Annotated in this window: 20 protein-coding genes, 1 tRNA gene and 1 pseudogene; 8 read left to right on the top strand and 14 right to left on the bottom strand. The window is 63.6% G+C overall.

Translation table 11 applies throughout. The features are described 5' to 3' along the window. Positions 1-138: 138 nt before the first annotated feature. Positions 139-213: transfer RNA gene (locus KY084_RS00890), tRNA-Asn, on the top strand. A 68-nt stretch (positions 214-281) separates the two neighbouring features. Here KY084_RS00890 and KY084_RS00885 read toward each other — a convergent pair. Continuing rightward, positions 282-1,058, bottom strand: coding sequence for an NAD kinase (locus tag KY084_RS00885; RefSeq protein WP_219236545.1), 777 nt, complete (start codon positions 1,056-1,058; stop codon positions 282-284). Continuing rightward, the gene (moaA, locus tag KY084_RS00880; protein ID WP_246586755.1) at positions 1,055-2,053 is read right to left on the bottom strand and encodes a GTP 3',8-cyclase MoaA; all 999 of its coding nucleotides are present in this window, start codon (positions 2,051-2,053) and stop codon (positions 1,055-1,057) included. Before moaA ends, KY084_RS00885 begins: the two co-directional genes overlap by 4 nt. Positions 2,054-2,151: 98 nt before the next feature. Between moaA and KY084_RS00875 the strand changes: the two genes are divergently transcribed. From KY084_RS00875 to KY084_RS00865, 3 genes are all read left to right on the top strand, one after another. Beyond that, positions 2,152-4,176: an EAL domain-containing protein gene (locus KY084_RS00875; protein WP_343227921.1), complete on the top strand. Its 2,025-nt coding sequence runs from the start codon at positions 2,152-2,154 to the stop codon at positions 4,174-4,176. Positions 4,177-4,348: 172 nt separating this feature from the next. Next, complete coding sequence (locus KY084_RS00870) at positions 4,349-4,744, top strand: hypothetical protein (protein ID WP_219236543.1); 396 nt, start codon at positions 4,349-4,351, stop codon at positions 4,742-4,744. After that, complete coding sequence (locus KY084_RS00865; protein WP_219236542.1) at positions 4,741-5,160, top strand: SgcJ/EcaC family oxidoreductase; 420 nt, start codon at positions 4,741-4,743, stop codon at positions 5,158-5,160. The genes KY084_RS00870 and KY084_RS00865 overlap by 4 nt, the downstream gene beginning before the upstream one ends. Positions 5,161-5,311: 151 nt before the next feature. Here the strand turns inward: KY084_RS00865 and KY084_RS00860 are convergent, their stop codons facing one another. The 6 genes from KY084_RS00860 to KY084_RS00835 form a co-directional block, all read right to left on the bottom strand. Further along, a complete protein-coding gene (locus KY084_RS00860) occupies positions 5,312-5,710 on the bottom strand; it encodes a hypothetical protein (RefSeq protein WP_219236541.1) in 399 nt (132 codons plus the stop codon). Positions 5,711-5,819: 109 nt separating this feature from the next. Next, positions 5,820-6,197, bottom strand: a complete 378-nt coding sequence (locus KY084_RS00855) for a glutathione S-transferase N-terminal domain-containing protein (protein WP_219236540.1) — start codon at positions 6,195-6,197, stop codon at positions 5,820-5,822. Positions 6,198-6,266: 69 nt separating this feature from the next. Beyond that, positions 6,267-7,394 carry a helix-turn-helix domain-containing protein gene (locus KY084_RS00850; RefSeq protein ID WP_219236539.1) on the bottom strand — a complete coding sequence of 376 codons (1,128 nt, stop codon included), beginning with the start codon at positions 7,392-7,394 and terminating at the stop codon, positions 6,267-6,269. Between the two features lie 20 nt (positions 7,395-7,414). Continuing rightward, entirely contained in the window at positions 7,415-8,086 is a 672-nt protein-coding gene (locus KY084_RS00845; protein WP_219236538.1) for a hypothetical protein, read from the bottom strand. A 71-nt stretch (positions 8,087-8,157) separates the two neighbouring features. Next, entirely contained in the window at positions 8,158-10,455 is a 2,298-nt protein-coding gene (locus tag KY084_RS00840) for an ATP-dependent helicase (protein WP_219236537.1), read from the bottom strand. A 75-nt stretch (positions 10,456-10,530) separates the two neighbouring features. Next, positions 10,531-10,734, bottom strand: a complete 204-nt coding sequence (locus KY084_RS00835; protein WP_219236536.1) for a hypothetical protein — start codon at positions 10,732-10,734, stop codon at positions 10,531-10,533. Positions 10,735-10,889: 155 nt separating this feature from the next. Here KY084_RS00835 and KY084_RS00830 point away from each other — a divergent pair, with 155 nt between their 5' ends. Further along, positions 10,890-11,087, top strand: coding sequence for a hypothetical protein (locus KY084_RS00830; protein WP_219236535.1), 198 nt, complete (start codon positions 10,890-10,892; stop codon positions 11,085-11,087). Next, entirely contained in the window at positions 11,080-12,348 is a 1,269-nt protein-coding gene (locus KY084_RS00825; protein ID WP_219236534.1) for an MFS transporter, read from the top strand. The genes KY084_RS00830 and KY084_RS00825 overlap by 8 nt, the downstream gene beginning before the upstream one ends. 8 nt (positions 12,349-12,356) lie before the next feature. Here KY084_RS00825 and KY084_RS00820 read toward each other — a convergent pair whose 3' ends face one another. From KY084_RS00820 to KY084_RS00810, 3 genes and pseudogenes are all read right to left on the bottom strand, one after another. Further along, on the bottom strand, positions 12,357-13,373 hold the full coding sequence (locus KY084_RS00820; protein ID WP_219236533.1) for a 2-hydroxyacid dehydrogenase: 1,017 nt from the start codon (positions 13,371-13,373) through the stop codon (positions 12,357-12,359). 66 nt (positions 13,374-13,439) lie between these two features. Then, positions 13,440-13,985: a 16S rRNA (guanine(966)-N(2))-methyltransferase RsmD gene (gene rsmD, locus KY084_RS00815; RefSeq protein WP_219236532.1), complete on the bottom strand. Its 546-nt coding sequence runs from the start codon at positions 13,983-13,985 to the stop codon at positions 13,440-13,442. A 296-nt stretch (positions 13,986-14,281) separates the two neighbouring features. Next, positions 14,282-15,058 (bottom strand): annotated as a pseudogene (locus KY084_RS00810) (pseudouridine synthase); the annotation flags it as partial. 119 nt (positions 15,059-15,177) lie between these two features. On the opposite strand from KY084_RS00810, the gene KY084_RS00805 reads away from it, so the two are divergent. Continuing rightward, positions 15,178-15,609 carry a response regulator gene (locus KY084_RS00805; RefSeq protein ID WP_219236531.1) on the top strand — a complete coding sequence of 144 codons (432 nt, stop codon included), beginning with the start codon at positions 15,178-15,180 and terminating at the stop codon, positions 15,607-15,609. Positions 15,610-15,699: 90 nt separating this feature from the next. Then, positions 15,700-17,043 (top strand): AmpG family muropeptide MFS transporter, encoded by a 1,344-nt coding sequence (locus KY084_RS00800; RefSeq protein ID WP_219236530.1) that lies wholly within the window; start codon positions 15,700-15,702, stop codon positions 17,041-17,043. A gap of 12 nt (positions 17,044-17,055) precedes the next feature. Here KY084_RS00800 and KY084_RS00795 read toward each other — a convergent pair whose 3' ends face one another. Genes KY084_RS00795 through accD form a run of 3 tightly spaced genes read right to left on the bottom strand, consistent with a single transcriptional unit; the run spans position 17,056 to position 19,749 of the window. Next, complete coding sequence (locus KY084_RS00795; RefSeq protein WP_246586753.1) at positions 17,056-17,505, bottom strand: DUF6628 family protein; 450 nt, start codon at positions 17,503-17,505, stop codon at positions 17,056-17,058. A gap of 45 nt (positions 17,506-17,550) precedes the next feature. Continuing rightward, positions 17,551-18,870: a bifunctional folylpolyglutamate synthase/dihydrofolate synthase gene (locus KY084_RS00790; RefSeq protein ID WP_246586752.1), complete on the bottom strand. Its 1,320-nt coding sequence runs from the start codon at positions 18,868-18,870 to the stop codon at positions 17,551-17,553. Positions 18,871-18,894: 24 nt separating this feature from the next. Further along, a complete protein-coding gene (gene accD / locus KY084_RS00785) occupies positions 18,895-19,749 on the bottom strand; it encodes an acetyl-CoA carboxylase, carboxyltransferase subunit beta (RefSeq protein WP_219236529.1) in 855 nt (284 codons plus the stop codon). Positions 19,750-19,751 lie beyond the last annotated feature (2 nt).

Genomic DNA, 19,751 nt, shown 5'->3' with positions numbered 1-19,751 from the left:
CCGGTTTGATGCAGGCGGAACGGCACGGCGCAAAAAGATGCGAATAAGCATATAGAGGTGCTTGCAATCCGTCGAAATCGACTGCTATAGGCGCGCCTCTCGCAGACGGTATCGTCCGCCATGCGAAGCCCAAGGCATTCCCCGGTAGCTCAGTGGTAGAGCAATCGGCTGTTAACCGATCGGTCGCTGGTTCGAATCCGGCCCGGGGAGCCACTTTTTACTGAAATTGCTTCTGATCGCCGCCATGCGGGCGCTACCTGCCGCGCATCGCTTCCGTGGCTTCAGGCGATGAACTGTTCCATGGTGATGCGGTCATCAAGGGCGTGTTCGGGATCGAAAAGCAGCTTTAGCGTGCGCAGTCGGTCGATCTCGATCGCGACATGGCGTACTTCGCGAAATTCGTGCTGGTCGGCAACGGCGCTGACCGGGCGTTTATCGGCTTCAAGCACGCGGATCGAAATGCACGCCTTTTCGGGCAGTATCGCGCCGCGCCAGCGCCGGGGCCGAAACGGACTGATCGGGGTAAGCGCCAGCAGCGATGATCCGAGCGGCAGGATAGGACCATTGGCGGACAGGTTATAAGCGGTCGATCCGGCGGGCGTCGCGACCAGAATGCCGTCGCATACCAGTTCGGGCATCACCACGCGCTGGTTGACGGTCACTTCCAGTTTGGCGGTCTGACGCGTTTCGCGCAGTAGCGACACTTCGTTGATCGCGGGAATTTCGCTCATTTCACCATCGACGGTTTCGACCCGCATGGTGAGCGGCGTGACGTTGAATGACCGCGCGCGCGTCAGCCTGTCTTCCAGGCCCTTGGGGCGCCAGTCATTCATCAGGAAGCCGACCGTGCCCAAGTTCATGCCAAAGACCGGCAGGATGCGCCGCTGCTGCAACATCCCGTGGAGCGTCTGGAGCATGAACCCGTCGCCGCCCAGCGCCACGACCAGTTCGGCATCGCTATAATCGACCCAGTCATGCGCGGCGCGAAGTTCCTCCGCGGCGGTCTGCGCGGCGGGCGTGGGAGAGGCGACCAGTGCGCGCTTGATGGCTGCGCTCATCCGCCGGTGACGCTCATATGGCGCGATACCGCCGGCGCCGCTTCGCGTTCGATACGGAAATCATGCCGGGCGGGCTTGCGGATCATCGCGACATCCAGTGCATCGTCCACCGCACCGATCCCGCCCTCGCGGAGCGCTGCCTTCAGATCAACCTGATCCTCATGGCCCAGGCACATGAACAGCTTGCCTTCGGTGGTGAGGCGCACCCGATTGCACCCGGCGCAGAAATTATTGGTAAGCGGCGATATCAGGCCAAGCCGCGTCGGCGTGTCGGCGACCTGCCAATAGCGTGCCGGACCGCCGGTATGGTGATCGGCAGGGGAAAGATCGAACCGCGTTTTCAGATCGTCGAGCACTGCGGTAAGCGGCACGAAGCGTTCGATCCGGTCTTCCTCGACCTCGCCCAGCGGCATGGTCTCGATAAGCGTGAGGTCGAACCCCTCCTCAGCGCACCAGCCCAGCATGGGAGCGATCTCTTCGTCGTTCAGCCCTTTGAGCGCCACCATATTGATCTTGATCGCCATGCCCGCCGCCTTCGCAGCGGCTATGCCGCCAAGCACGCGTTCGACATCGCCATGCCGGGTGATGAAGCGGAATGTGTCGGGGTCGCGACTGTCCAGGCTGACATTAATCCGCCGCATGCCCGCCGCGTACAAATCCGTCGCATGTTCGGCCAGCCGGTTGGCGTTGGTCGTCATCGTGATCTCGTCCAGCCCGTCGCCCAGATACCGGCCTAGCCAGCGGGTCAGTTCAACCACGTCGCGCCGCACCAGCGGTTCGCCGCCGGTCAGCCGAATCTTGCGCACCCCGCGTTCAATGAAGCGTTCGGCGATGGTCGCGATTTCTTCAAGCGAGAGCAGCCGGTCGCGCGGCATGAACTTCATGTGTTCCGCCATGCAGTAACGGCACCGAAGATCGCAGCGGTCGGTGACCGAAATGCGAAGATAGCTGATGGTGCGACCATGCTGGTCGACAAGGGCGGGCGCAAAAGCCATGGGGGAAGAGCTAAGCGTTAGCATCGCCTGCGACAACCCCGGCAAGGGCGCTTTCGCGCGGATTGGTCGAATGCTTGGCATGGAGTAGACGAAGGGGCGTGACAGGCGTGGATGCAACCGAACGGCAACCGGACGAAGCGATGGCTGGCAACGGCGTCGGGGCGGGGCGCGAACCGATCTTCCTGCTGTCCTTTCGCCATCGCGACGAACTGGCCGCGACGGTTTCGCGCGCCGGATGGAGCGTCGTGGCGGCACGGCGGCCGGAAGGCGTGGAGCAACGGTTGCTGGCGAGCGGTGCAGCGGTGGTACTCGTCGATGCGCGCGGCGCGGTGAAAGAGGCGCTGGCGGCGACGAGCCGGCTGGCCGGTCATGTCGGCGGGCGCGGGGGCGCGCTGATCATATTGGTGTCGCGCAACATGGTGGGGTCGCTCGGCGCGTTTCTTTCGGCGGGCGCGACGCATTTTCTGACCAGCCCGATCAGCCAGTCCGAACTGGTCCACGGCATCCGCTTTGCCGAGGCGCATTGTCGGCGAAGCATGCCGGGCGTGGCGCAGGCGCGGCAGGATGAGCGCGCGAGCGGGTTGCTGCAATGGCGATGGGATGGAGGGGCGACGCTGATGCTCAGCCCGGCGCTGGCGGCCGCGTTGGACTGCGACAGGACGCTGCCGGTGCGCGAAGCGCTTCGCATGGTGGCGGTGGCGGAGCGGGCGGCGCTGCTTGCCGCCATCCGCCGGTTGCGGTCAGGCGCGGTGTCGCAGGCGGTGGTCCACACGCTGGCCGGTCTCGGCAGGGTGGTGGAGCATCTGGGTCGAACGGCAGGAGGGCGCGAAATTCGTGCGCTGCTGGAACCGCCAGCGGAGGGCGTGCCGCCGCCCGTCAGTCTCGACTGGCTGACCGGCGTGCTGGATGCGAGCGGCGCGCGCGAATGGTTGCAGCGCAATTTCGCCGGGAGCGCGCCGGTATCGGGCCTGCTGGTCGGACTGGCGGGGTTCGAGATCGTCAATACCGGGCTGGGCCGCGCGGTGGGCGATGCGCTGTTGCGCGGGGTGGCGGCGAAGCTGAGCGAAAAGGCGGCGGCTTCGCTGGGCGGCGATGCCGTGGTCGCGCGGCTGGGCGGCGCGGACTTCCTGGTCGCGGCGCCGTGCGAAGGCCAACGCATGGAATTGTTCGGCGGCGAGATGCAGCATGTCCTGTCGCGCCCGCTATCGACTCCGGCGGGCGAGACCCGGGTGGGGGCGCGGCTGGCCGTGACCGAGCGGCGCGAAGGCGACGAACCGGCGACGTTCCTGCGCCGCGCCGCCGAAGCGCTGGCGCTTGCTCGGGAGGGGCAGGTGTCGGCACGGGCGGAGCCGGCGCACCAGTCGGTTGAGCAGCTTGCCGTCGATATCCGCGCCGCGCTGGACGAAGAACAGATCGAAATCCGGTTCCAGCCGCAGGTGGAAATCGCCAGCGGCGCGATCGTCGGGGTGGAGGCGCTTGCCCGGTGGCGTCATCCGGTGCTGGGCGAACTGGGTGCTGAACTGCTGCTGACTGCGGCCGAGCGGGCGGGGCTGGCCGGCGCGGTGTCGGCGGCGATCCAGCGCGCAGCACTGGATGCGGCGGCACGCTGGCCCAAGGCGCTGCAGCAGCTTCGCATGTCGGTCAACATCACCGCCGACGACGTCGCGCGACCCGGTTTCGCCGACACGCTGCTCGGCCGGATCGACGCCAGCGGCTTTCCGCGCAGCCGGTTGACGCTGGAAGTGACAGAAACCGGACTGATGGAGGACCTGGGCGCGGCGGCGGACCTTTTTTCACAGCTTCGCACCGCGCAGTGCCGCGTGGCGATCGACGATTTCGGCACCGGCTATTCCAGCCTGGCCTATCTGAAGGCGCTGCCGCTGGATTATCTGAAGATCGACCGCAAGTTGAGCCAGGATATCGGCGGCAGCGCACGCGACCGGGTTGTGGTGCGCGGGGTGATCGAAATGGCGCGGTCGCTGGGGCTGGGCCTGATCGCCGAAGGGGTGGAGACCGAAGCGCAACTCGACCTGCTGGCCAAGGAAGGGTGCCAGTTCTTTCAGGGGTTTCTGTGCGCCGAACCGCTGACCGTCGATGCGCTGGAGGCGCTGGTCAGCAAGTGAGTCGGACCGGCGCGCCGTCGACTAGCTTCGCACTTTTCGCGTAAAAGACGAAAGAATGTTATAGGCAATCGCAATACCACGTCACGAAAACCATTCGGATGGGGAGGGCGATGCGAAAGAGCGGACAGCACCAATGTGCAGCAACGCGGGCGTGTAGGACAGGCGGGCGCGCATGACAGACGAGCGCGACCTGACCGGCATCTGGTACGGCAGCTATAGCGGCGCGGCGCAGCGCAACGCCTTCATCGCCGATCTTACCGAATTGTCGGGCAGCGTGACCGGCAGCATCACCGAGCCCGACGATTTCCATTTCGGCGACCTGCGCCGCGCGATCGTCAGCGGCGCGCGCGGTGGCCCCACCGTCGCGTTCGTCAAACAATATGACGGGGCGGGGCTGTTCGCGCATGCGGTCGATTATATCGGGCAGGTAAATGCCGACGGAACCGAAGTGACCGGCACCTGGTCGGTCGACAGCACGTGCCGGGGGCGGTTTTCGATGCGGCGCGAAAAATTCGCCGCCGACGAACTGGCCGATGCGGATGCAGAGGCGCTGGAGACGCGGCAATGATCGTGGCGGCGGCGCTGGTGATGACCGCGACGCCCGCAGCGGACGCGGAGGCGGCGGCGCGCGCGGCGATCCTTCGCGAAATGGAGGCGAGCGCGGCGGGGTGGAACAGCGGCGACCTGAACCGCTTCACCGCAATCTATGCCGGGGATGCGACCTATGTGACCGGCGATGGAGTGATCCGCGGGCGGGCGAACATCGCCGCGCACTATGCCGACAGCTTTACGAAGCGCGGCAACACGCGCGGGGCGCTGCGCTTCGAACCGCTTTACTGGCGCGCCTTGGGCAATGACCGCGAATTGCTGATCGCGCGCTGGATATTGACGCCCGATCGCGGCGCGGCGAGCAGCGGTATGACGTCGCTGGTGTTCGAAAAGCGCGAAGGGCACTGGCGGATCATCGCCGATCACAGTTCGTAATATCAAGGGCTTGGTGAGGACGACTCACCCGCATTGGTAAAGTTCGCACGGTGTCATTGCGCTTTGGTAGAAGGCCGATTTAACGAACGGGCGGGGTGCGCGACGCCGCCCCGCCCGCACGCCCCGGGTAAAACAAAAGTCTCGTCCGGTGTTACCAGCCCATCGCCATGGCATTTTCCCCGGCACGGTCGAGGAAATGGTTGGCGGCACCGGGCGAGACGAAGATGCCGAACCGATCCGGGGGCAGGATACGGCGCAATTGCACCTTCAGGAGCGAAGTGGGCGTGATGAGCGCGACCCGGTCGCCGTCGCGATACAGTTCGTTCGCGCGGCGATGGATCAGGCCGATCACGGCCGGCGGCTGAACCCGCGCGCCGCGAAGATCGACCAGTGCGCGCACGCAGCCGCGTTCATGCTGATCCGCGACATGGCGGGCGAGTTCATCGAAATGGGCGGCAAGGCAGGCTTCGGTGAATGCGCCGCGCGCCTCCACCAGGATGCGGTCGGCGGCAAGCGCGATTGCCCAATTCTGGTCCTGATCAAACGCCATTGCCGGGTACTCCCAGTCACCTCTATGGCGACCGGAATATCCGACCGTGCAACCGGCGCGATATTCCGCAAGAATCAGGTGGGGCGGCGCAAGTTTTCGTAAACCATGATCATGCCGGTGCTTTTCCCATTTCCTTCAATGTCTTGAACATTTCGACAAAGCGCGGAAACACGCCCGCCTTGTAATAGGCGAGCAGCGGCAGATCGGTTTCGGGATCGACCCCGGCTTCGCGGGCATAGCGCGCGATCAGATCGTCGCTTTCGGCCGCATATTCGCCCGGGGCGACTTCGGCGGCGGGATAGCTGGGCTTGATCCCGGCATCGGTGAGGCGGCGGCGAAGATCGGCTTCGGTGTCGTCGCCCTTGTCGAAGACGATGTAATCGACACGCTCATCAAGGCCCATTTCGTTGAGCGCAATGCGCAGCTTCAGACAAAAGGGGCATTCCTTGAGCAGCCAAATGCGGGGGCGGAAGGGGGTGTTGGTCATGGGGGCTCCGGGAGAGAGGGTGGGGGTGGAACGCTTAGGCAACAGTTTTAAACGCGAGACGAAATTACCTCATTCCTTCAACCTAAATGGAACAACTTTTTGGTCCAGAACACCTTTTTCTAGTCCACAAAGTTCTTCAACATCTTCCATATTCAAGCCTAGGTTTTCCTCGATTTCGCCGATGCTACATACGCGATGCTCGATAAGCATTTTCATCGCTTCTCCCATAACGTGGGGCGAATTCACCGGAAATTTATCATCTAGAGGCTCTATTTTTCTTATTTTATGAGTATTCATCTGTCGAAACAGATAGGATTGTTGATTTTCTGAAAAAATGCTAAGCGATTTACAGCGCATGGCCATTGCGGCGATGGAAACACCCCAACGCTCTTTCAGGGATATAAAATATCCTAATGAAGTTCCCAAAACTTCTTTACTAAAAGTTTCTTGTGGCAGCAAAAATGCTCCAGCGAACGCGTGTGCTTGCTTCTCTATTTTGTCTAAATTTTCGGACGTTACTTCCACGCCAGCGTGCAAGCAGATGTGCCCTAGCTCATGCGCCAGGTTGAACAGATCGCGGGGGCCGCTTTCCACCTCTGAGGAGAGCAACGCGAGCGCCCGTCCGCCGATCCAACAACTAACGGCATCCATGTCTGAGCATTTTACCGACTCTCTGACAATAAAAATGCCATTGGCTTCCAATAGGTGAGCAAGTTGGCGAATGGGGCCGCGCCCTAGTCCCCAGTGGTCCCGCAACATCTCCGCTGCCACTTCGATTTGATCAAAATCGTCATTCCACGGATCAAATTCGAAATCTGGAAGATTCACCGAAGGGAGTTCGATAAATCTTTCCAGAAAGCTCAATATATCTCCAGCCCATTGAAGTCGCCTGTAAATTCGGCGGCGATGATGGGACTCCATCCGCTTAAGACTACGAAAGAATGGAGTCTGCGGATCAGAGGGGCGAGCCGGCAAGGTCGTAAAAAACGACAGAGATTGTCCTGTCACAGCAATAATTGCCCGAAGCGCGTCCGGACCAGGGGTGATTTGGCCAGTCTCGTATTGAGCAACAGCTTGCCGCGACACGCCAATCATTTCAGCAAGCTGCTCGCCGCTGAGCCCCCGTGCTTCGCGAGCTTCTTTAATTCGTTCGGGAATTGGTTTTCCCAAACGATTATCGCTTGTTACCGTTGGCATATAAAATCTACTTTAAAAGGTTAGGCCTTATCCGTAGCCTCACCGTCATCCTTTTTTGCGCGGAGTGTTTCCTCCACATGCTCGCGAAAGCGCAGCACGGCAGTTGGTGGAGGTGCTGACGCCTCGACGTCTGCGCTCTGCTCGACTCGCCTAAGAACATTGATACGAGCCAGCCAGTCATCGAGGCTCGCTGCTGGCATAGCCCAACATAGGTGCGTAATACTTTTGCCAGTCGCTCCAAAAGTAAGCCACGCATACATTTGTTCGAGGTCGCTAGGTGTCCGATGAAGCGGCACAACGTTTTGGTCAAACAGGCCCGGCTGATTGGTGCGGCGTTCGTCTTGACGTGTCGGCGTGTCATCAGGAAACGCTGCAGGACCATCCGTCCTGCAGATATGCGCTTTGAAGTCGCCGGATCGAAGTTCCACCCAATGGCCTCCGCCACGCGGCATTCGGTCCATCACTGAGCTAAAGGGCAAGTCACCCGCTTTGCACATCTCATGGACACGATAAAGCACTGCTGCTCGCCGAAGATGGCCTCGCAAATCGCCACCGACCAAAGTCTTTAGGAAAATCTCATTTTCCATCACTGCGTTCGCAAGGAGTATACCTTGGCGAACACCAGAAATCACAGCGCGATCAAAAGAGGCGGGAAACGCCTCTTCCAGCAGTTCTTGATATGTCGGTTCCATAACGCCCCCGATTTATAACGAAAGCAGATTACCGATTATGCAGATTCGTGTAAAGCGAATTCTCATTATGGCTAAGTCGCGGAAACAAAACTATCCATCACTCGTTTCCGCCCCGCTTGTTCGAACTCGATTTCCAGCTTGTTGCCTTCGATTTGCTCGACGCGGCCATAGCCGAATTTCTGGTGGAAGACGCGCATTCCCACCGCAATGTCGTCGCGGCCCTTATTGCCCAAACTCACCGCGCTGGCGCGGCTTTCGATGACGCGGGGGGCTTCGCGGGTGAAGGTGCGGGCGGTCCATTCGCCGCCCAGCTTTCCGGCCGCGCGTTGCCACCCCGGTCCGCGCCCGCTGCCGCGCGCGGTGTCGGCGAAGGGATCGGCATGTTCGGACCAGTTGGCGCGCCACAGGCTTTCGCCGCCCGACATGGTGGTTTCCTCCTCGACATGCTCCTTTGGCAGTTCGCCGACGAAGCGGCTGGGCAGGCTGCTGTTCCACTGGCCGTAAATGCGGCGGTTGGCGGCGTGCATGATGGTGGCGCGGCGGCGCGCGCGGGTGATCGCGACATAGGCGAGGCGGCGTTCCTCCTCCAGTGACGCGATCCCGCCTTCGTCGAGCGCGCGTTGCGAGGGGAACAGCCCTTCTTCCCACCCGACCAGGAACACCGTGTCATATTCCAGCCCCTTGGCGGCGTGGATGGTCATGATGGTGACCTTTGCATCATCGGCCACCGCGTCATTGTCCATGACCAGGCTGACATGTTCGAGGAACGCGCCGAGCGTTTCATATTCCTCCATCGCGCGGACAAGTTCGGTCAGGTTTTCGAGGCGACCGGCGGCTTCGGCGGATTTATCCGCCTGAAGCATGGCGGTGTAGCCGCTTTCGTCGAGCATCTGGCGCGCGAGTTCGGGGTGGGGCAGGTCGTTCGCCATGTCGCGCCAGCGGGCGATGTCGCCGATGAACGCGGCGAGCGCATTGCGGGCGCGCGCCTGAAGCTCGTCCGTGCCGACGAGGCGCGCGGCGGCGGTGAGGAGGGGAACCCCTTCCGCGCGGGCTACGGCGTGTATCTGGGCCACTGCCTTGTCGCCCAAGCCCCGTTTGGGCGTGTTGACGATGCGTTCGAAGGCGAGGTCGTCGGCGGGCTGGCTGATGATGCGCAGATATGCGAGTGCGTCGCGGATTTCGGCGCGTTCGTAGAAGCGAAAGCCGCCGATGATGCGATAGGGCATTCCGATCGCGATGAAGCGGTCTTCGAATTCGCGCGTCTGGTGCTGCGCGCGGACAAGGATGGCGATGTCGTCGAGGCTGGTGCCGCCGCGTTGCGCGCTTTCGATCTCATCACCCACCCGGCGCGCCTCTTCGGGGCCGTCCCACACGCCCAGCACGCGGACCTTTTCGCCCGCATCGAGTTCGGTCCACAGCGTCTTGCCCAGCCGCCCGCCATTATTGGCGATGACGCCGCTCGCCGCGCCCAGGATGTGCGGGGTGCTGCGATAATTCTGTTCGAGGCGGATGACCGCGGCGCCGGGAAAGTCGCGCTCGAACTTCAGGATATTCTCCACCTGCGCACCGCGCCACGAATAGATCGACTGATCGTCGTCGCCGACGCACGCGATGTTCTTTCGCTCCTGTGCAAGCAGGCGCAGCCACAGATACTGGACGGCGTTGGTATCCTGATATTCGTCGACCAGGATGTAGCGGAAGCGCTTCTGATACTGTTCCAGCACCTCGCGATGCGTTTTCAGGATGGTGAGCATGTGGAGCAGCAGGTCGCCGAAATCGCAGGCGTTGAGCGTCTTCAGCCGCTCCTGATATTGTGCGTACAGGTCCGCGCCGCGCCCGTTCGCATATTGCTCCGCATCGCCCGCGTCGAGATCGCCCGGCGTCAGCCCCTTGTTCTTCCACCCGTCGATCAGCCCGGCGAGCTGACGCGCGGGCCAGCGTTTTTCGTCAAGCTCGTTCGCCTGAATAAGCTGTTTGAGCAGGCGCTTCTGATCGTCGGTGTCGAGGATGGTGAAGTTCGATTGCAGCCCGACCAGCTCGGCATGGCGACGAAGCATCTTCGCGCCGATCGAATGGAAGGTGCCGAGCCAGGGCATCCCCTCCACCGCGTCGCCGACAAGCTGCCCGACGCGGTGGCGCATCTCTCTCGCCGCCTTGTTGGTGAAGGTAACTGCGAGGATTTCGCTCGGGTATGCCTTTCGCTGGAACAGGATATGCGCGAGCCGGCGGGTAAGCGCGGCGGTCTTCCCCGTGCCAGCGCCAGCGAGGACGAGCACCGGCCCGTCTGTAGTGAGCACGGCCTCACGCTGGGGTTCGTTAAGGCCGCGCAGATAGGGCGGTTCGGACGGGGCGGGGGTAAGATCGGTCACGCGTGAACAGGTAGGGAACGCGGCCGCGCGGGGCAACTGTTGTTACGCGGTGTCCTTCGCGTGCGAAGCGGCCGGTCAGCCGAGATGAACGGGTGCGGTTCCCGCCGGGCGGCCCATGACCAGACTGCCGATCGTACGCGCGGCCTGTGCGAACTGCGCGACCTGCGCGTCGGCATCGTTCGAAACCTTCGTCACCGGATTGCCGAACGCGACGATCGCGCCGGCAGCGAGTGCCATCCCGCCCGCGAGCAGAACCTGTTGAAGACGTTCGTTGCGCATGCCGGGCTCCCGTTTCCTGAACGCTTGCAATATGGCGTGGCGGGCCTTGCGCGGGGATTAACGCCGGGTGCATTTCATCGCTCCGTCCGCCCATCCGGGCGATTGCCTGCACCGCATCGATGGGGTTAGGTGCGCGGCGAGACAGGAGGGTTCGGATGGAAAATAGCGGCAGGTTCCGGCGGCGGCTGGTGATTGGGCTGGTGATCGCGGCGCTGGTGCTATTCGGCTGGACCTATCTTCGCACCCACGGGCTTCTGGGCGACAAGCCGAAATGCGAAGCGGCGCACAATGTCGAGCGCGATCCCGACGGCAAGGTGACGGCGATCACGCATACGGTGTGCATCGATGACTGACGTGCTGCACAAGCCCGGAACGCCGCGCATCCTGTTCGCCAGCCTGACCGGCACGGCGGTCGAATTCTATGATTTCTATGTCTATGCCACTGCCGCCGCGCTGGTGTTCGGGCCATTATTCTTTCCGGCGAGTTCGGCGTCGGCGCAGTTGATGCTGAGCTATGCGAGCTTCGGCCTCGCCTTTCTCGCCCGGCCGTTGGGCGGGGTGGTGTTCGGCCATTTCGGCGACCGGGTGGGGCGCAAATCCACATTGGTCGCATCGTTGATGCTGATGGGCGGATCGACTGCGGCGATCGCGTTCCTGCCCACCTATGCCGTGGCGGGATGGGTCGCGCCACTGCTGCTGTGCCTGCTTCGCTTCGGCCAAGGGCTGGGGCTGGGCGGCGAATGGGGTGGGGCCAGCCTGCTCGCGGTGGAGAATGCGCCTGCGGGATGGGAGAACCGCTACGGCATGTTCCCGCCGATGGGCGCGCCGGTGGGATTCATCCTGGCGAACGGGTTTTTCCTGATCCTCGGCGCGTTCCTGTCGGATGAACAATTCGCCGCCTGGGGATGGCGATTGCCGTTTCTGGCAAGCGCGATTCTGGTCGGCCTTGGCCTGTGGGTGCGGCTGAAGCTGGTCGAAACGCCTGCCTTTACCGAGGCAGCGAAGGCAGGCGAACTGCCCAAGGTGCCGATCGCCACGCTGCTGTCGCGGCACGGCCGGGCGACGCTGACCGCGACGGCGGCGGTGATCGCGTGCTTCGCGATGTTCTACCTCGCGACAGCATTCGCGCTCGGCTACGGCACCACCACGCTGGGCTATGGCCGCGAACAGTTTCTGGGGCTGCAGATCGGGGCGATCCTGTTTCTGGCGTTCGGCGTGATCGTCGCGTGCAGCGGGGCCGACCGGTTTCACGCGCGCTTCATGCTGGCGACAGGCTTTATCGGCACGATCGCATCGGGGCTGGCGATGGGACCGTTGCTGGGATCGGGAAGCGCATGGGGCGTGTTCGCATGGCTTGCGCTCACCCTGACGCTGATGGGGTTCGCCTATGGCCCGCTTGGCGGATGGCTGCCTTCGCTATTCCCGGCGGAGGTTCGCTATACCGGCACGTCCGTGGGGTTCAATGTCGGCGGGATCATCGGCGGCGCGCTGGCCCCCATCGCGGCACAGGCGCTCGCCAGCCGGGGCGGGCTGAACGCGGTGGGCCTGTATCTGGTCGCGGCGGGCGTGCTCAGCCTGATCGGACTGGCGGTCGCGCCGCGCGGGCGCGAATAGGCGGCGGGTCAGTCGTGCGGCCGTACCTGTTCGGGCGTGACGCGGTTGTGCAGCGTGCGTCCGGCCTCTGCATCCGATATGCTGGCCAGTGTCGTTTCCGCGATGGCGGTTAACGCTTCTTCGGTCAGAAAGGCCTGATGCCCGGTGACGAGTACATTGGGAAAGGTAAGCAGCCGCTGGAACAGATCGTCTTGAACGATCTCGCTCGACAGATCCTCGAAAAACAGGTCCGCTTCCTGTTCATATACGTCCAGCGCCACGCCGCCCAGCTTTCGCGATTTCAGCCCGTCGATCATCGCTGCGGTGTCGATCAGGCCGCCTCGACTGGTGTTGACGATCATCATGCCCGGCCGTGCCGATTGAATCGCCGCGGCATCGACGATGTGATGCGTTTCGGGCGTCAGCGGGCAGTGCAGCGTGACGATATCGACATTGCCGAGCAGCGTCGCCGGATCGACATAGCAAACCCCCGCCGCTTCCAGATCGGGATCGCGCGCGACATCGCTCGCCAGCACCTCGCACCCGAAGCCGAGCCGCAGGCTTCGCGCCACCAGCGCGCCGATCCGGCCGGTGCCGATCACGCCGACCGTGCGTTCGTGCAGATTGCGCCCGATCAGCCCGTCGAGCGCGAAATTATTCTCTCGTACGCGCGTCCATGCGCGCGCGATGTTGCGATCGAGCGCGAGCATCAGCGCGACGGTGAATTCTGCGACCGCATGCGGCGAATAGGCGGGCACGCGCACCACCGTGATCCCCAGCCTTAGCGCAGCCGACAGATCGACATTGTTGGTCCCGGCGCAGCGAAGCGCAACCAGCCGGGTTCCTCCCGCTGCCAGCCGTTCGAGCACGTCCGCGTTCAGCAAGTCGTTAACGAAGACGCAAACGGCAGGAAAACCGTCAGCGAGCACCGCCGTCGCTTCGTCGAGCCGGGGTTCGAAGAACACGAGATCGTGGCCGTGCGCTACGTTGGCCTTTGTCAGGAAGCGGCGGTCATACGCCTTTGTACCGAAAATCGCGATTCGCATTCGGCAAGCATACAGGCCGCATCGGCTCCGCGCACTGGTGCTGCCTGTCGTATGCGTCGAAGCGGCTCAGGCGGCTTCGCGGCGCAGCAGGGTCAATGCCGCCTTGCCATGGTTGCGCCGGGTCTCGATCGCGAAACCGGCGACGGAAACGTCTTCGTCACGCCCGGTTTCGATGCTGATCCAGCTATGGTCGGCGATCCAGCCAAGGCGATTCAGCCGGTCGAGCGCGACGCTGCCCGCACCCGTGCCATAGGGCGGGTCCATGAGGATGATGTCGAGCGGCTGTGTCGCCGGGCCGAGCGCCATGACCGATTGGGCGCGGATGTCCGCGCCGTGCGCGCCGAGGCGAAGAACGTTTTCGCGCACCGCTTCGATCGCGCCGCGTTCCTGTTCGACGAACAGGCAGGTGGCCGCGCCGCGCGACAGAGCCTCCAGCCCCATCGCGCCCGATCCGGCGAACAGATCCGCGACGCGCAGGCCGTCAAAATCGCCGACGCGGCTGGCGAGCATCGAAAACAGCGCTTCGCGCGTGCGGTCCGCGGTCGGGCGGGTGGTGTCGCCGCGCGGCGTGGTGAGCGGGCGGCCGCGCCATTGGCCGGCGATGATCCTCACTTCGGGCGGCCTCCGCCGGGCTTTCGGGGCCGCGCGCGCGGCTTTGCAGGGGCGTCCATGCGCGCCGCAGGTTTTTCACGAGCGGGCGCGTTGTTTTTCGCGGTCCGGTTGCCGGTGGCGGGCTTCTTTTTCCCTGCCGGCGATTTCGCATCGGGTATGGCGTCGGTGCTGCGCGGGCGTTGCGATTTCGACCGGGGGCGGGGTGGTTTTGCGCCCCGCTTTTCGGTCGCTTCTCCATCGCGGGCAGGGCGTCTGGTTCGCGGTGCCTGCCCGGCGACCGGCCGCTCGCCTTCGCGTCTGCCGCCCGACAGCGATTTGCGGAAGGTGACCAGATCGTGCTGGCGTATCTCGCCGATCTCCCCCGGTGGAAGCTCGCCGAGAACGAAGGGGCCATAGGCGAGGCGAATCAGGCGGCTGACCTTAAGCCCCAGATGTTCGAGGACGCGGCGAACCTCCCGGTTCTTGCCTTCGGCAAGGCGAAGTTCGATCCAGACATTGGCCCCTGTCCGCCGTTCCAGATTGGCGTCGATCTGACCATAGCGGACCCCGTCGATCTCCACCCCCTCGATCAGATCCTCAAGCTGCACCTGGCTGACTTCGCCATAGGCGCGGGCGCGATAGACGCGTTCGACCCCGGTCGAGGGTAATTCAAGCTGACGTTTCAGCCCGCCATCGGTGGTGAGCAGCAACAGCCCCTCGGTATTGAGGTCGAGCCGACCGACGGGCATCAGGCGGGGCAAATCCTTGGGTAGCTTGTCATAGATGGTTGGCCGCCCCTTCGGATCGCGCTCGGTCACCAGCAACCCTGCCGGCTTGTGATAGATGAAGAGGCGAGCAGGCGCGGGCGCCTTTACCGGCCGCCCGTCGACGGTGACGCCGTTCAGCGACTTTACCAATGTGGCGGGGGTATCGAGCAGCTTTCCGTCGATCGCGATCCGGCCATCGGCAATCATGCGTTCGATTTCCCGGCGAGAGGCGACTCCGGCGCGGGCGAGCAGCTTGGCGATGCGCTGAGCACCTTTAAGGGTATCTTCGGCGGGCGGATTTAAGGAACTGGACACAGGTGCCCTGATATAGGTTTCGCGCGGCGGTGCAAAAACTTTGCCGCGCGAAACGAACGTGGCGCTGATATGTTACTGATGGGTACTCCGCGCTATCGCGCGGCGGCGTAGCGTGGAGTTGGGCGGGGCTGATGCTGTTCGGGAAGAAAAAACGGCGGATCAATAATGTTCTGATCGTGGAGGATGAACCGCTGGTCGCGTTCGACACCGAACATTTCCTGGGCGACGAAGGGTTTCAGATCGTCGCCACCGTCGATTCGGTTGCGGATGCCATCGCGCTGATCGAACAGGGCGCGGAAATCGACCTTGTGCTGGTCGATGTCCGTCTGGCGGACGGCAGCGGCACCGATGTCGCGCGCGCCGCGCACGGGCACGGCATATCGGCGCTGTTCGTAACCGGCGACTGCCCCACCGATGCGCGCGACGTCGCGGCCGGATGCCTGGCCAAGCCATATAGCCAGCGCGACCTGCTCGCCGCGATCGATGCGATCGACGCGGTGAAGGGTGGGCACCGGCCCAAGAAGCTGCCCGATAATTTCAGCCTGTTCCGCTCCGCCGCCTGACGCGCCGCGCGCTGCGAAATCCGCCCTGTTTTTCGTGCGCGATATCGTTAGTCTCGCGCGGCCAACCGGATCGGGGAGCGTACTGGCGTAATGAATGACATGACGAGCGAGCGTGGCAACTGGACCGATGCGGTCCGGCCCTATCTGGAAAAGGCTCCGCTCGCGGCGCTTGCGCTCGGCATATCGTCGGGATTTCCCTTTGCGATGATCGCGGCGACGCTGACCACGCGGCTTGCCCAGGCGAATATCGAGAAATCCACCGTCACCGCGTTCAGCCTGGCCTTTCTTGTCTATGCGTTCAAATGGGCATGGGCATGGGTGGTCGATGCCATCCATATCCCGCTGCTGGGGCGTCTGGGTCAGCGGGTATCCTGGCTGATCCTCACCGGCGCGCTGGTGATCGTGGCGGTCGTCAACCTGGCACTGCAACAGCCGACACAGGATATCTACGCCACCGCGATCGCCGCCATTCTGGTCGCCTTGGCCAGCGCGACATTCGATATTGTCATCGATGCCTATCGCATCGAAATACTGGAACCGCGCCAGTTGGGCGTCGGATCGGGCATGTCGCAATATGGCTGGCGGATCGGATCGGCGGGCGCGGGCGCGATCGCATTGGTCGTGGCGGCGCGCTGGGGCTGGGAAGCGGCCTATATCGTGTGCGCAGCACTCGCGCTGCCCGCGATGCTGACCGGGCTGGTGGTGGGAGAGCCGCAACGACGCCGCGATCCCATCGAGCGCAAAGGTGTCGCTGCGATGGTCGGCACGGTGTGGGACCCGGTCGCGAATTTCTTCAGGCGCGAGGGCGCGTTTATCGTGCTGCTGTTCATTCTGGTCCACAAGATCGGGGACACGCTGGCCAACCTGACCTTTCGCTTGTTGTTCGACGATCTGGGATTTTCGAACGACGAGATCGCGTTTTTCGACGTCGGCATCGGGTTCTGGGCCTATCTGGTCGGCATTTTCGTCGGCGGCATCCTGTATGCCCGAATGGGGATGAAGCGATCGGTGATGTTTTCGCTGATCCTGATGGCGATTTCGAATGTCAGTTTCGCCGCGCTTGCCGCCGCTGGACACAGCAATATGGGCATGGCGGGCGCGATCGGGTTTGAAAACTTCGCCAGCGGTTTCGGCGGTGTCGTCGTGGTCGCGTATTTCTCGGCACTGTGCGACCTGCGATTCACCGCCTTCCAATATGCGCTTATCTCCGCAGCTGCATCGGTGGTCGGGCGAATCATTACCGGCACCACCGCAGGCGCGCTGATCGAGGCGATGGGATATGTGAACTTCTATCTGCTGACCACGCTGGCGGCGGTGCCGGGCATCCTGATCTATGGATGGATGATGTACAGCGGACTGGTGGACCGTTCGATCGGTACGGCGGGTACGCAGGGCGAGGGCGACGCGCGCGGCGACGAGACCATGACCGCCTGACGCCGCTTCGCGTCAATCACGATAAAGCGGTGCGCCGAGGTCTTCGAAGGCGGTGGCGAGGGCGGCGGCGGCGATGAGTATGCCGCCGGGATCGCGGCGGCCGACCAGGTCGGCGGCGATCAGTGCCGAGCGATCGGGGCGGGTGGTGATGCGCGCGACGCATTCGACCATCGCCGATTCGTCCGCCGTCATCCGGCAGCAGCAGGGCGGCGCGATCCGGATCGACCCGGTCGAGCTTGACGATATTTCGGCCATCAGCGTGCGAAGCAGGGTGAGCGGGCGGCGGAAGCCGGGGCCGAAGGTGGTGAACAGCGCATGCGCGGCCACCGCGTCGTGGAGGCCATTCGCGCCCATTCTTCGCATCGCGAACAGCAAAAGCCGTGCGGGCGCATGGTCCGGCTGAACATGGGGCAGCGCCTGTACGGCGCGCTTCATCGGCGAAGGGGAAGGCTGAATCGTCATGCGCACAGCCTCCTACTTCGGTTATTGCAAGTCAATAGCAACTAATCAGGCGGGGTTTTCTCCGTTCAGCGCAAGCACTTGGCCGGCGAGATAGAGCGAGCCGAGGATCAGAACGACCGATGGCCGGGTATCGCGTCGGCCCAGCAGCGATAGCGCTTCCGCAGGGTCGAACGCGCCGGAACAGTTGCGAATCCCCAGTTCGCGCGCCACCCGCGCCATCGAATCGGGGGCGTGATGATCATGTCCCGGCACCGGCACCGCCACCAGCGAGCGGGCAAAACCGGCAAAGGGAGCGAGCAGACCCGCCATGTCCTTGTTCGCCAGCATTCCGCAGACAAGATCGACGGGCCGACCGGCGGCGCGTTCGCGCAACGCGGCGCTTACGGCTTCGCCGGCCGCTTCGTTATGCCCGCCGTCGAGCCACAGTTCCGCCGGTGCGGGCAGCAGGTCGGTGAGCGGGCCGGGCCCCAGCCGTTGCATTCGCGCGGGCCAGTGCGCGGCGATTCCGGCTGCCATCAGCGCCTTGTCGCTGACCGTCACCCGGTCCTGTGCGCGCAGCATTGCGACCGCAAGCGCAAGATTGGTCGATTGGTGCGCGCCCGCCAGCAGGGGGCGGGGGACGGTGATCGACCCGCGCGCATCGGTGATGCGAACACCGGCTTCCCCATGCTCGAACCGCCAATCGCGCTCCGCCATGCGCAGCGCCGCCCCGCGCGCAAGCGCGGTTCGTTCGACTGCATCGGCGGCGTCGTCGCGATAGGACAGGGTAACGAGCGGCCGCCCTTCGCGCGCGATCCCCGCCTTTTCGGCCGCGATTTCGGCAAGCGTATTGCCGAGAAATGCCTGATGGTCGATCCCCAGTTGCGCGATGCCGCAAGCAGCCGGAGATCGAATAACGTTGGTGGCGTCGAGCCGTCCGCCCAGCCCGACCTCGATCACGCAGGCATCGACAGGTTCGCGCGAAAAGGCGAGGAGCGCGGCGGCGGTGGTCACTTCGAAAAAACTGGCGCCGACTTCGCCGCCACGATCCATCACCTCGGCCAGCAGATCGGCGAGCATGGCGTCGGCGATCAGCGTGCCGCCAAGGCGTATACGTTCGTTGAACCGCACCAGATGAGGGCTGGTGAACACATGCACCCGCTTGCCGTCCGCCTCCAGCGCGGCGCGTAGAAAGGCGCAGGTCGACCCCTTTCCATTGGTGCCCGCGACATGGAACACGGGGGGTAAGGAATCCTGCGGATTGCCCAGCCGGTCGAGCAGGCGGGCAATGCGATCAAGGCCAAGCACATCCGCGCCGGGGCCAAGCGCGGCGAGCCGGTCAAGCTGCCGCTGAACCGCCGGGTCGGCGGAGACTGCGTAATCCATGATGCCGTGTTTCCCGCAGGTGCGCTATGCCGCCTTCCTGTCGGGCGTAAGATAGTCAACGAGCTTCGTCAGCCTTTCGCGCAGTTCATGGCGATGCGTAACCATGTCGACCAGGCCGTGATCGCGATAATATTCGCTCGTCTGAAAATCGTCGGGCAGCTTTTCGCGGATCGTGTTCTCGATCACCCTGCGGCCGGTAAAGGCAAGCGTGGCGCCGGGTTCGGCGATCTGCACATCGCCGAGCATGGCATAGGCAGCCATCACCCCGCCCGAAGTGGGATCGGTGAGAACGACGATATAGGGCAGGCCCGCATCGTGCAGCATCTGGATCGCGACGGTGGTGCGCGGCATCTGCATCAGCGACAGGATGCCTTCCTGCATGCGTGCGCCGCCCGATGCGGTGAAGACGATATAGGGGCTGGCCTCGGCAATCGCCTTTTCCACGCCCTGAATAAACGCTTCGCCCACGGCCTGACCCATCGAACCGCCCATAAAGGCGAAGTTCTGAACCCCGATCACGACCTTGCGACCGCCCAGCTTCCCCGTGGCGTTCAGAAATGCGTCGGGATCGCCGGTATCGGTGCGCGCCGTTTTCAGCCGGTCGGTGTACCGTTTCGAATCGCGGAATTTCAGGGGGTCGTCGGCAACGCGCGGGGCGGCAAGGACGGTGTAGCGGGAATCATCGAAAAGCTGGTCGAACCGCTGCGCCGGTGCGATGCGGCCATGATGGCCGCAATTAGGGCAGACGTGCAGATTTTCCTCATACTCCTTGGTGAAGATCATCTGACCGCAATTCTTGCATTTGTGCCAAAGATGATCGGGCGTCTCACGCTTGGTGATGAAGGGGATCGCGTTGCGCACGCGGTTGAGCCAGGTCATGG

Source organism: Stakelama flava (genome assembly GCF_019351405.1).
GTDB lineage: Bacteria > Pseudomonadota > Alphaproteobacteria > Sphingomonadales > Sphingomonadaceae > Sphingomonas > Sphingomonas flava_A.
This window is presented reverse-complemented; position numbering and strand designations above follow the sequence as displayed.

Excerpts from the sequence above, each read along its gene's own strand:
- accD (WP_219236529.1), bottom strand. The coding sequence starts at position 19,749 with ATGACCTGGCTCAACCGCGTGCGCAACGCGATCCCCTTCATCACCAAG.
- KY084_RS00805 (WP_219236531.1), top strand. The coding sequence starts at position 15,178 with ATGCTGTTCGGGAAGAAAAAACGGCGGATCAATAATGTTCTGATCGTG.
- KY084_RS00870 (WP_219236543.1), top strand. The coding sequence starts at position 4,349 with ATGACAGACGAGCGCGACCTGACCGGCATCTGGTACGGCAGCTATAGC.
- KY084_RS00825 (WP_219236534.1), top strand. The coding sequence starts at position 11,080 with ATGACTGACGTGCTGCACAAGCCCGGAACGCCGCGCATCCTGTTCGCC.
- KY084_RS00835 (WP_219236536.1), bottom strand. The coding sequence starts at position 10,734 with ATGCGCAACGAACGTCTTCAACAGGTTCTGCTCGCGGGCGGGATGGCA.
- KY084_RS00860 (WP_219236541.1), bottom strand. The coding sequence starts at position 5,710 with ATGGCGTTTGATCAGGACCAGAATTGGGCAATCGCGCTTGCCGCCGAC.
- KY084_RS00830 (WP_219236535.1), top strand. The coding sequence starts at position 10,890 with ATGGAAAATAGCGGCAGGTTCCGGCGGCGGCTGGTGATTGGGCTGGTG.
- moaA (WP_246586755.1), bottom strand. The coding sequence starts at position 2,053 with ATGGCTTTTGCGCCCGCCCTTGTCGACCAGCATGGTCGCACCATCAGC.
- KY084_RS00845 (WP_219236538.1), bottom strand. The coding sequence starts at position 8,086 with ATGGAACCGACATATCAAGAACTGCTGGAAGAGGCGTTTCCCGCCTCT.
- KY084_RS00885 (WP_219236545.1), bottom strand. The coding sequence starts at position 1,058 with ATGAGCGCAGCCATCAAGCGCGCACTGGTCGCCTCTCCCACGCCCGCC.
- KY084_RS00865 (WP_219236542.1), top strand. The coding sequence starts at position 4,741 with ATGATCGTGGCGGCGGCGCTGGTGATGACCGCGACGCCCGCAGCGGAC.
- KY084_RS00820 (WP_219236533.1), bottom strand. The coding sequence starts at position 13,373 with ATGCGAATCGCGATTTTCGGTACAAAGGCGTATGACCGCCGCTTCCTG.
- KY084_RS00855 (WP_219236540.1), bottom strand. The coding sequence starts at position 6,197 with ATGACCAACACCCCCTTCCGCCCCCGCATTTGGCTGCTCAAGGAATGC.
- KY084_RS00850 (WP_219236539.1), bottom strand. The coding sequence starts at position 7,394 with ATGCCAACGGTAACAAGCGATAATCGTTTGGGAAAACCAATTCCCGAA.
- KY084_RS00800 (WP_219236530.1), top strand. The coding sequence starts at position 15,700 with ATGAATGACATGACGAGCGAGCGTGGCAACTGGACCGATGCGGTCCGG.
- KY084_RS00790 (WP_246586752.1), bottom strand. The coding sequence starts at position 18,870 with ATGGATTACGCAGTCTCCGCCGACCCGGCGGTTCAGCGGCAGCTTGAC.
- KY084_RS00795 (WP_246586753.1), bottom strand. The coding sequence starts at position 17,505 with ATGACGATTCAGCCTTCCCCTTCGCCGATGAAGCGCGCCGTACAGGCG.